General features: G+C 76.1%; 3 protein-coding genes. All 3 read right to left on the reverse strand.

Features of this window, described 5'->3' with window-relative positions; genetic code table 11:
- Positions 1-12: 12 nt before the first annotated feature.
- The 3 genes from VIW71_RS22990 to VIW71_RS23000 are packed head-to-tail and all read right to left on the reverse strand — an operon-like array spanning position 13 to position 11069.
- A complete protein-coding gene (locus VIW71_RS22990) occupies positions 13-1533 on the reverse strand; it encodes an FAD-dependent monooxygenase (RefSeq protein WP_331624429.1) in 1521 nt (506 codons plus the stop codon).
- On the reverse strand, positions 1530-7256 hold the full coding sequence (locus VIW71_RS22995; RefSeq protein ID WP_331624431.1) for an SDR family NAD(P)-dependent oxidoreductase: 5727 nt from the start codon (positions 7254-7256) through the stop codon (positions 1530-1532). The genes VIW71_RS22990 and VIW71_RS22995 overlap by 4 nt, the downstream gene beginning before the upstream one ends.
- Positions 7257-7301: 45 nt before the next feature.
- Positions 7302-11069 (reverse strand): SDR family NAD(P)-dependent oxidoreductase, encoded by a 3768-nt coding sequence (locus tag VIW71_RS23000; RefSeq protein WP_331624432.1) that lies wholly within the window; start codon positions 11067-11069, stop codon positions 7302-7304.

Consider the following 11069-nt stretch of genomic DNA (forward strand, 5'->3'; position numbering starts at 1 on the left):
GGCCACGGCCCTTCAGCCTCGGTTCTCGGTCGACGCTGCGGCGATACGGGCCAGCAGCCGTTCGGCTGCGGCGCGTTCGGCCGCGGTGGTGCCGCTCGCGGCGACATAGCCGTCGGGGCGCAGCAGCAGGAAGCCGGAGGTGCGCCCGTGCACGTACTCACGGCTGACCGGTACGGACGACTCGCCGGCCGGCGTGTCTCCGCGCCCGGCCTGAACGGGTTCGGTGGGGCCCACCACGACCAGCCGGAACCCCGGTGTGCCGGCGCGGGGTGCGGGCACCCAGTGCGGGGCCCGGCTGCCGGGCGCGGGCAGCCGGTACCGCCGGCGCACCGCGGCCGTCACGGCGGCGGCGGCCGTCACGGCCGGCCGGCTCGCGCGGGCCTCGCCGAGCAGGTCGGGGTAGCGGATCCTCCAGCCGGCGAGCAGCGGTACGAACCAGCGGCGCAGCACGCCGGCCGCGTCCAGGCCGGCCCACGCGGTGTCGCGCACCCGCGCGGCGACCGGCCCGAGCCGGAACACCTTGAGGAACTGGTGGGTGCTGCGGACGATCTGCTCGGCGGCCTGGCGGCGTTCGGGGCCGTAGGTGTCGAGGATGTCCGGCGCGAGTGCTCCGCCGATCACCCCGGCGAGCTTCCAGGCGAGGTTGTGCGCGTCCTGCAGGCCGAGGTTGAGGCCCTGGCCGCCGAGCGGCGAGTGGGTGTGCGCGGCGTCGCCGACCAGGAAGCAGCGCCCCTGGCGCAGGGTGACGGCGATGCGTTCCTGGCTGGTGAACTGGCTGATCATGTCCAGGCCGGTGACCCGCAGCCCGCCGGGGCCGCGTTCGTCCAGCAGCCGCTGGACGCCCTCGGCGTCGATCGGGAAGCCCTCCGGCACCGGCCCGGAGATCCGGATCCGGTCGCCCGGCATGGCGGCGAAGACGACCGACCCGTTGCGTCCCAGGAAGTAGTGCACCGCGTCGCGTTCGAAGGCGCCGTCGATCCGGCCTTCGGCGAGCAGGAAGCCCGTGGTCACGTCGCTGCCGGCGAACTCGATGCCGAGCCGCTCCCGGACGGTGCTGCGCACCCCGTCGGCGGCGACGAGCCAGTCGGCCTCGATCAGTTCGATGCCGTCCGGTCCCTGGGCCTTGACGGCGACGACGTCGTCCCCGACCACCACGTCGGTGACCCGCACGGACCGCTCCACACGGCCGCCGGCCAGCTCCAGGGCGGCTTCCAGAAGCCGGCCGGTGTGCACCTGCGGGAGCATCAGGGGTTCGTTGCGGGCGCCGAGTTCGACCCGCAGGGTGCGGCGGTCGGCCAGGTGGTAGCTGGTGGAGCGGATACGCAGGCCCAGCCGCTCGGCCTCGTCGAGGATGCCGAGCTCCCGGAACACCTGCAGGGTGGGCGGGTGGAGCTGGACCGCGCGGGAGCCGGTGTGCGGCTCCTCGGCGGCCTCCACGACCCGGGCCGGGACTCCGCGCTGCCACAGCGCACAGGCCGTGGCCAGCCCGACCGGTCCCGCACCCACGATCAACACCGGGGTTCGCTGCTTCATGCCGACTGCTCCTTCGCCGTGGTGGGGGTGGCCGCGCTTCCCCGGGGCGCGATGTCGTCGAGCCACTGGTGCACGGCCTGCGCGGTGTCCGCGGCGTGCTCCTCGATCATGGAGAAGTGGTCGCCGGGCACGTCGACCGCCTCGTGGCGCCACTGCCAGGCGGACCGCCAGCCGCCGTCGGGGATACGGTCCGCCCCGGGCACCGGCCGGGCCGGACGGACCAGCAGCACCGGGGCCTTGATGTCCGCCGGGCGCCAGCCGGAGACCAGCTCCAGGTAGCCGGACATGGCGGTGACGCGGTCGTCGCCGAGCGGGGCGAACTCGGCGAGCCGCTCGGCCATGCCGCTCATGATCGCCGGGCCGATCTCCGCCAGGACCCCGCTGTCCGGCAGATAGGTGTCCAGGAGGACCAGCGCCTCGGGGAAGACGCCCTCGGCCTCCAGGACCGCGGTGACCGCGTGGGCCAGCACTCCGCCGGAGGAGTAGCCGACCAGGGCGAAGGGCGCGCCGGCGGCGCGCCGCCGTACGGCCTCGGCCGCGGCGGCGGTGACGGCCTCCAGGGTCGCGGGCAGCCGCTCGCCCTCCAGGAAGCCGGGCAGCGCGAGCGCCGAGACGGCCCGGTCACCGGTGAAGTGGGCGGCGAACCGGGCGAACTGGTGCGGCCCCGATGTGGCCAGCACCGTGGGAAGGCAGATCAGCGACGGGCCGCGGGTGCCGCCGGTGAGGGCGACCGACGCGGGCACGTCGGCCGGCTCGGGCACCTCGAAGGACGGGCGGCGGCGCACCGCCTCGGCGATCAGGTCGTCGAGTCCGTCGGTCCGGCCCTCGACGAGGGCGCGCAGGTACCGCGCCGCGACGCCGTCGCCGGCGTCGTCGGTGGTCGCGTCCGCCGGCCCGGCAAGCTCGTCCCTGAGGAACCTGGCCAGTGCGTCCGGGGTGCGCCGGTCCATGACCAGCCGCGCGGGCAGCCGACGCTGCAGGGCCGTGTCGAGCCGGTTGCGCAGCGCCACCCCGGCGACGGAGTCCATGCCGAGTTCGAGGAAGTCGCGCTCGGCGTCGATGACGTCCGGGTCGGGGTATCCCAGCAGGTCGGCGATCTCGGCGCGGACCAGGCCGAGCAGCAGGTCGTAGCGTTCGGCCGCGGTGGCCGCGGTGCCGAGCGCCCCCAGCACCGCCGACGTCCGGTCGGCGCCGGACGAGCCGGTGCCGCGTACCGCGGCCGCGACCTCGGGGATGCCGGCGACCAGGGGCCGGGGGCGTCCGGCGGCGATCACCCGCTGGTAGGCGTCCCAGTCGAGATCCGCGACCACGAGGGTGGCGGCGTCCTCGTCGAGGGCCTGCTGAAGGGCGGCCAGGGCCCGCTCGGGTGCGATGGGCGGCAGGCCGCGCCGCGCGAGCCGCTCGTACCGGGCCGCGGCGCCGGCCGCCGCCTCGGGGTCGGTGTGCTCCTCCCGCCACACGCCCCAGCCGAGGGACGTCGCGGGGCGGCCGGACGCGCGCCGGTGCTCGGCCAGCGCGTCGAGGTAGGCGTTCGCCGCGGCGTAGCCGGCCAGCCCCAGTCCGCCGCCGAGGGCCGCGGTCACGGACGAGAACAGGACGAACGCCGACAGCTCGTGCTGCCGGGTCAGCTCGTCCAGGTGGCGGGCGCCGAGGGCCTTGGTGCGCAGCACGGCGGCGAGCCGGGCGGGAGTCAGGGTGCCCAGCGCCTCCTCCTCCAGGAGGCCCGCGGTGTGGAAGACCGCGGTCAGCGGCGCGTCGCCGGGTACGGAGGCCAGGACCCCGGCGAGCGCCGCGTGGTCGGCCGGGTCGCACTCGGACACGGTCACCCGGGTGCCGCCCGCCTCGAGTTCGGCGCGGAGCTCACCCACGGCGGCAGCCGGGCGGTCTGCCCCGTGGGTGAGCAGCAGGTGGTCGGCCCCGGCGGCGGCGAGCCGTCGTGCGACGTGCGCGCCGGGGCCGTGCGTGCCGTCGGTCACCAGGACGGTGCCCCGCGGCTGCCAGGTGTCCTGGCCGGTACGAGCGGCGGTGCGGGGGGCGCGCAGCAGGCGCCGGGCGAACAGGCCGTACCCGCGTACCGCGAGCTGTGTCTCGTCGCCGGGTGCGGCGAGCACGCCGGTCAGCCGGGCGAGGTCCCGCTCCCCCGCGGCCCGGGGCAGGTCGATCGCCCCGGCCCACAGGTGGGACACCTCCAGCTCGGCGATCTGGCCCAGTCCCCATACGTGGGCCTGTACGGGTTCGTCGACCGGGTCGGCGGCGCCGACGCCGACCGCTCCGCGGGTCACGGTCCACACCGCGCGGTCCAGGCCCGCGTCGGACACCGCCTGCAGCAGCAGCAGCGTCCCGGCGAGCCCGGCGGGCAGCTCCGGGTGCCGCTCGTCGGACGCGGCGTCCAGCGGCAGCAGGGACAGGACGCCGGAGAACGGACCGCCGGCGGCAGCCTCGCGCAGCCGGACCGCGAGCGCCTCCCGGTCCGCGTCGGGGCCGACGGCGACGGTCACGGTCGCCGCACCGGCGCTCTCCAGCGCCGCGATGACGGCGTAGGTGAGCGGCGCGGCCTCCGCGGCGGGCACGGCCACCAGCCAGGTGCCGGTGAGGGCGGCCGGCGGTGGATCGCCGACGGCCTGCCAGACCACCTTGTACCGCCAGGCGTCGAGCTCGGCGTCCAGCCGGCTGCCGCGCCGCCAGGACGCGAGGGCGGGCAGCACCTCCGCGAGGGCGTCCGTGCCCACGGACAGGGTCGCCGCGAGGGACTCCAGGTCCTCGCGTTCCACGGTCTGCCAGAACGCGTCCTCGACGGCGTCGGCCGCGGCGGCGTCCTGCCCGGAGGCGGACTCGACCCAGTAGCGGCGGTGCTGGAAGGCGTAGGTCGGCAGCTCCACCCGTCGGGCGCGGCCGCCGGCGAACAGCGGGTTCCAGTCGACGGCCCCGCCGCGGACGTGCAGTTCGGCCAGGGAGGTGAGGAATCGTGCCGTACCGCCCTGCCCGCGGCGGAGCGTGCCCACCACGACCGGGTCCAGGTCGCTGTCCTCGGCGGTCTCCTCGACGCCGAGGGCCAGCACCGGGTGGGCGCTGGACTCGACGAACACGTCGAAGCCGTCGGCGAGCAGCGTGCGCACCACGGGTTCGAAGCTGACGGGGCGCCGGCAGTTCTCGAACCAGTAGTCGGCGGTCAGTTCGGAGCCGTCCAGCACCGTGCCGGTGACGGTGGAGTACAGCGGTACCCGCCCGGCCCTGGGGCGTACGAAGGCGAGCAGTTCGGCGATGCGGTCGCGGAGCGGGTCGACCTGGGCGCAGTGCGAGGCCACCGTGGCGGGAATGACCCGGGCCCGGACGCCTTCGGCGGTGAGCGCCTCGACCAGTTCCGCGAGCGCGGCCGGCTCGCCGGCGACGGTGACCAGCCGGGGGCTGTTGATGCCGGCGATGGACAGCCTCTCGCCGTACGGGCGCAGCCACGGTTCCGCCTCGGCCTGGGAGAGCCCGAGGGAGGCGACCTGGCCGCGGCCGACGAGTTCGTCGGCGAAGAGCTGGGAGCGGAGCACCACGAGCCGGGCGGCGTCCTCCAGGGTGAGCGCACCGGACACGCAGGCGGCGGCGATCTCGCCCTGTGAGTGGCCGACGACGGCGTCGGGCTCCACGCCGTGGGAGCGCCACAGTTCGGCGAGAGCCACCATCACGGAGAACAGCACGGGCTGGACGACCTCGATGCGCTCCAGCGAGGGCGCGCCGTCCCGTTCGCGCAGTACGTCCTCGACGTCCCAGTCGACGCAGGCGCCGACGGCCCGGGCGCACTCGCGCAGCCGGCGGGCGAAGGCCGGTGCGCTGTCCAGGAGTTCCACCGCCATGCCGGCCCACTGGGAGCCCTGGCCGGGGAAGACGAACACCGTTTTGCCGCGTTCCCGGACGGCGCCGGTGACGACGTGCTCGGCGCTCCTGCCGTCGGCGAGGGCGGTCAGGCCGTCGGCGAGGGCGGCGCGGTCGCCGCCGACGACGACTGCCCGGTGGTCGAGCCCCGCGCGGGTGGTGGCCAGGGAGAAGGCGAGGTCGGCGAGGTCGAGTCCGGGGTGGGCGGCGAGGTGGGCGGCGAGCCGGCCGGCCTGGGCCCGCAGTGCCGAGCGGCCGCGGCCGGACACCAGGAGCGGTACGGCGGCGGTCTGCCCGGCGGCCGCCGCCGGCGCGGGCGCGGTCGGCTGCTCCTGGTCGGTCCTCCTGCTCTCCCCCTGCCTTCGGCGGGAGGTGCCCCCACCCTCCGCGGGTGGCCTCGTCCCTCGGCCGCCCGCTCCGGGAGTTCCGGCGTCAGCCCTCCACGGCTCGGCGTCCGCGGCCTCGTCGGCCGGGGCCTGTTCGAGGACGACGTGGGCGTTGGTGCCGCTCATGCCGAACGCGGAGACCGCGGCGCGGCGGGGGCGGTCGGTGCGCGGCCATTCCCGCTGCTCGGTCAGCAGCTCCACCGCGCCGGACCGCCAGTCCACGAACGGCGACGGCTCGTCCACGTGCAGCGTCCGCGGCAGCACACCGTGCCGCATCGCCATCACCATCTTGATGACCCCGGCCATGCCCGCGGCGGCCAGGGTGTGCCCGATGTTGGACTTGATCGACCCCAGCCACAGCGGCTCACCGCCGTCGCGCTGCTGCCCGTACGTCGCCAGCAGCGCCTGCGCCTCGATCGGGTCGCCGAGCCGTGTCCCCGTGCCGTGGGCCTCCACGGCGTCGATCTCCGCGGCGGACAGCCCGGACCCGGCGAGGGCCTGGCGGATCACCCGCTGCTGGGAGGGGCCGTTGGGCGCGGTCAGGCCGTTGGACGCGCCGTCCTGGTTGACCGCGGAGCCCCGGACCACCGCCAGCACGTGGTGGCCGGCGCGGCGCGCGTCGGAAAGCCGCTCCACCACGAGCACGCCGACGCCCTCGGCCCAGCCCGTGCCGTCGGCCGCCGCGGCGAACGCCTTGCACCGGCCGTCCGGGGAGAAGCCGCGCTGGCGGCTGAAGTTGACGAACTCCGTCGGTGTGGCGAGTACGGTCACGCCGCCGACCAGTGCCATCGAGCAGTCGCCGCGGCGCAGCGCCTCGGCGGCCAGGTCGAGGGCGACCAGGGAGGAGGAGCAGGCGGTGTCCACGGTGACGGCCGGTCCCTCCAGGCCGAAGGTGTACGACACCCGGCCGGACAGCACGCTGCGGGCGGCGCCGGTCATCCGGTACGGCTCGATCTCGTCGGGCGCGGACTGGAGGGTGATCTGGTAGTCGTCGGTGACGCAGCCCGCGTACACGCCGGTGCGACTGCCGCGCAGCGTCTCCGGGTCGATACCGGCCCGCTCCAGCGCCTCCCAGCACACTTCGAGGAAGTGCCGCTGCTGCGGGTCCATCGCCAGTGCCTCGCGCGGCGATATCCCGAAGAACTCGGCGTCGAAGTCGGCCGCCTCGTAGACGAACCCGCCCTGCTGGGTCACGCTGTGTCCGGCCCGGTCGGGGTCGGGATCGTAGAGGTGGTCCAGGTCCCAGCCGCGGTCGGCCGGAAAGCCGGAGATCACGTCCGCGCCGGACTCCACCACCTTCCACAGGTCTTCCGGGGAGCGCACGCCGCCCGGGAAGCGGCAGCCCATCCCCACGATGGCGATCGGCTCGTGGCGGCTGTCCTCCGCCTCCTTCAGGCGGCGCCGGGACTCGGTGAGTTCGACGGTCACGCGCTTGAGGTAGTCCCGCAGCTTCTTCTCGTCGGATGTCGTGTTCATGACGTTCCTCGCTGGTGTAAGGCACTGGCGTGCCGTGCTGCCGGGTCAGAGGGTGCCGAGCTCGCCGTCGATGAAGGCGAAGATGTCCTCGTCGGTGGCGTCGTCCAGCTGGGCGGCGACGGTCGCCGCCTCGGACGCCGGGGCCGGGCCGGTGAGCGCGGACAGCAAGGACTGCAGCCGGGCGCCGGCCCGGTCGCGGGCGGCCTGGTCGCCGGTGAACCCGGCCAGCAGCGCCTGCAGCTTGTCGAGCTCCTCGTCCAGGGGGGACGTGTCCGGCTCGGCCGGTCCGAGCGACGCGCGCAGGTGGGCGGCGACCGCGGCCGGGCTGGGGTGGTCGAAGACGAGGGTGGCGGACAGCCGCAGCCCGGTGGCCGCGCCCAGCCGGTTGCGCAGCGCCACCGCGGCGAGTGAGTCCAGGCCGAGGTCCTTCAGTGCCCGCCCGGCGCCGATGGACTCGGGTCCCGAGTGGCCGAGCACCGCGGCGATCTCGCCGCGCACCAGGTCGGTCAGCAGCCGTTCCTGCTCCGCGTCGGTCAGTCCGGCCAGCGACTGCAGCAGGGTGCCGGCGGCCTCGGCGGCGCCCTCACCGCCGTCCCCCGCGGCCTCCGTCATGGCCTGCTCCGCCTCGGGTACGCCGCCGAGGAAGGGGCTGGGCCGGGTGGCGGTGAAGGCCGGTGCGAACCGGGCCCAGTCGACGTCGGCGACGACGTACGGGCCGTCGGCCGGGCCGCCGAGAACGCCCTCCATCGCCGTCAGGGCGAGTTCCGGGTCCATCTCGGCCAGCCCGATGCCGCGCAGCCGCTCGCGGCGGGCCTGCTCGGCGGCCGGGTCGGCCGGCTCTCCCGCGGTCGGGGCGGTGTCCGCCCACACGCCCCAGGCGAACGAGACGGCGGCCTGGCCGCGGCCGCGGCGGTGCTCGGCGAGGGCGTCGAGATGGGCGTTGGCCGCGCTGTACGCGCCCTGGCCCGCGCTGCCCCACACCCCGGCGATGGACGAGAACATCACGAACGCGTCCAGCGTGCCGCCGTCGGTGAGCTCGTGCAGATGGGTGGCGCCGGCCGCCTTGGCGGCCACGGTGGCGGCGAATTCCGCCGGGTCGGTGTCGGCCAGGGCCGCGGTGCGCAGTTCGCCCGCGGTGTGGAACACGGCGGTCAGCGGCCGGTCGGCCGGGATGTCCGCGAGCAGCGCGGCCACCGCCGCGCGGTCGGCGAGGTCGCAGGCGGCGACGGTGACGTGCGCGCCGAGGGCGGAGAGGTCCGCCACGGTCCGCTCGGTCTCCTGCGGCCGGGCGCCGGGCGCGTGTGTGAGGGTCAGGTGGTCGGCGCCCTGCGCGGCGAGCCGGCGGGCGACCCGGGCGCCCATCCCCCAGGTGCCGTCGGTGACGAGAACGGTACCGCTGGGCGTCCGGTGGGCGCCGCTGGGCCACAGCGTCCGGTGGGCGCCGCTTGGCCGCGCGGCTGCGGCGCGCACCAGGCGGCGGACGAACGTACCGGAGGCGCGTACCGCCGACTGGTCCTCGCCCGCAGGGTCGGCCAGCAGGGCCGTCAGCCGCCGCAGGACCGTGTCGTTGAGGTCGGCGGGCAGGTCGACCAGGCCGCCCCACAGCTGCGGGTGCTCCAGCGCCGCCGTCCGTCCCAGCGCCCACACCTGCGCCTGCGCCGGGTCGTCCAGGGTGTCCGAGCCGCCGGTCGAGACCGCTCCCCGGGTCAGCAGCCAGAGCCGTGCCGGGCCGGCGGCCGCGTCTGCGGGGGTGCTGTCGGCGAGAGCCTGGAGCAGGCTGAGGGTCGCGGTGGTGCCGCGCGGCACCGCCGGGTGGTCGGGGTGGGGTGCCGTGTCGAGCGCGAGGAGCGAGAGCACGCCGTCGGCGGGAGTGCCGTCCAGGGCCTCGGTGAGCTGCGTGACCAGCGCCGTCTGCCCGGCGGCCGGGTCGACGACGGTGCGGACCACGCGGGCGCCGCGTTCGGCGAGCGCGGCCTCGACCGCGGTGACGTGTGCGTCCCCGGCGAGGGCGGCCGGCACGACGACCAGCCAGGTGCCGGTCAGGGCCTGGTCGGCGGCCGGGGCGGCGGGCCACCACGCCGTCCGGTAGCGCCAGGAGTCGGTGGCCGACCGCCGCGCGCTGTCCTCGCGCCAGGAGGCGAGGGCGGGCAGGAGTTCGGCCAGGGCGCCGTCGGACGCGACACCGAGGGTGTCCGCGAGGGCGGCGAGGTCCCGTTCGCGCACGGCCGACCAGAACTCGTCGTCGGGGCCCTCGTCCGGACCGGCCGCGCCGGGGATCGTGCTCGGGTTGTCGAGCCAGTAGCGCCGGCGCTGGAAGGGGTACGTGGGCAGTTCGGCCCTGTGTGCCGCCGAACCGCCGAGCAGGGCCGGCCAGTCGAGCCGTACGGCTCCGTAGGCGTGCGCCTCGGCCACCGCGGCGGCCAGCGTGGCGGCCTGCGGCCGGGTGCGGCGCTGAGCGGCGATCAGCAGGGGCTGCGGCGGGCCGTCGCCCTCGGGGTCGGCGCCCGGGTCGGTCTCGGTGAGCGAGTCCTGCGCCATGGCGGTCAGTACCGCGTCGGGGCCGAGCTCCAGGTAGGTGGTGACGCCCTCGGCGCGGAGGGCGCGGACTCCGTCGTGGAAGCGCACCGCCCGGCGGACGTGGTCGGCCCAGTAGTCGGGCGACTGGGCCTCCTCCGCGGTGAGGAGGCGGCCGGTGACGTTGGAGACGATCGGCAGCCTGGGCGGCGAGAACGCGAGCTTTCCGGCGACCGCGCGGAACTCGTCGAGCATCGGGGCCATCCGCGGCGAGTGGAAGGCGTGGCTGACGTTGAGCCGGCGGGTCTTGACGCCGCGGGCGGCGAGCTCCCCTGCGATCCGCAGCACCGTCTCCTCATCGCCGGAGACGACCACGGAGCCGGGGCCGTTGACGGCGGCGACGGACACCTCGTCCTCGTGTCCTTCCAGCAGGCCGGTCACCTCCTCCTCCGCGGCCAGCACCGACACCATGGCGCCGCCGCGGGGAAGGTCCTGCATCAGCCTGCCGCGGGCGGCGACCAGCGCGGCGGCGTCGTCGAGCGACAGGACGCCTGCCACGTGCGCGGCCGCGAGCTCGCCGATCGAGTGGCCCATCAGGTGGTCGGGGCGGACGCCCCAGGATTCGAGGAGCCGGAAGAGCGCGACTTCGTGGGCGAACAGTCCCGCCTGGGTGTACTGGGTCTCGTTGAGCAGCAGGGCGTCGTCCGTGCCGTCCTCGGCGAACATGACCTCGCGCAGCGGCCGGTTCAGCCTGCCGTCCATGGCGGCGCACACGGCGTCCAGCGCCCGGGCGAACGCCGGGTGGGCGGCGTACAGCTCGCGTCCCATGCCGGGCTGCTGGCTGCCCTGGCCGGTGAAGAGGAAGGCCAGCTTGCCGTCGCGGTCGGCGACGCCCTGGATCAGTCCGGGCGCGGGCCGGCCCTCGGCGAGCGCGGCGAGGGCGTCCCGCACCTCCCCCTCGTCGGCGCCGAGTACGACCGCGCGGTGCTCGAACACCGCCCGAGTGGTGGCGAGGGCGTACGCGACGTCCGGCGGCCGGGTCTCCGTACCGCCGGCGGCGATCCGGTCCAGAAGGCGCTGCGCCTGCGCCCGGAGCGCTTCGGGGCTCTTGGCGGACAGCGGCAGTGGCGCCGGGGCGAGCGGCGCGCCCTGGCCGGCGTCCGGGTCGTCTTCCACGGGTTCGTCGGCGGGAGCCTGTTCGAGGATCACATGAGCGTTGGTCCCACTGATCCCGAACGACGACACCCCCGCACGACGCGGACGCCCCGTCACCGGCCACTCCCGCTGCTCGGTCAGCAA

Source organism: Streptomyces sp. (genome assembly GCF_036524955.1).
In the GTDB taxonomy this organism is placed as follows: domain Bacteria; phylum Actinomycetota; class Actinomycetes; order Streptomycetales; family Streptomycetaceae; genus Actinacidiphila.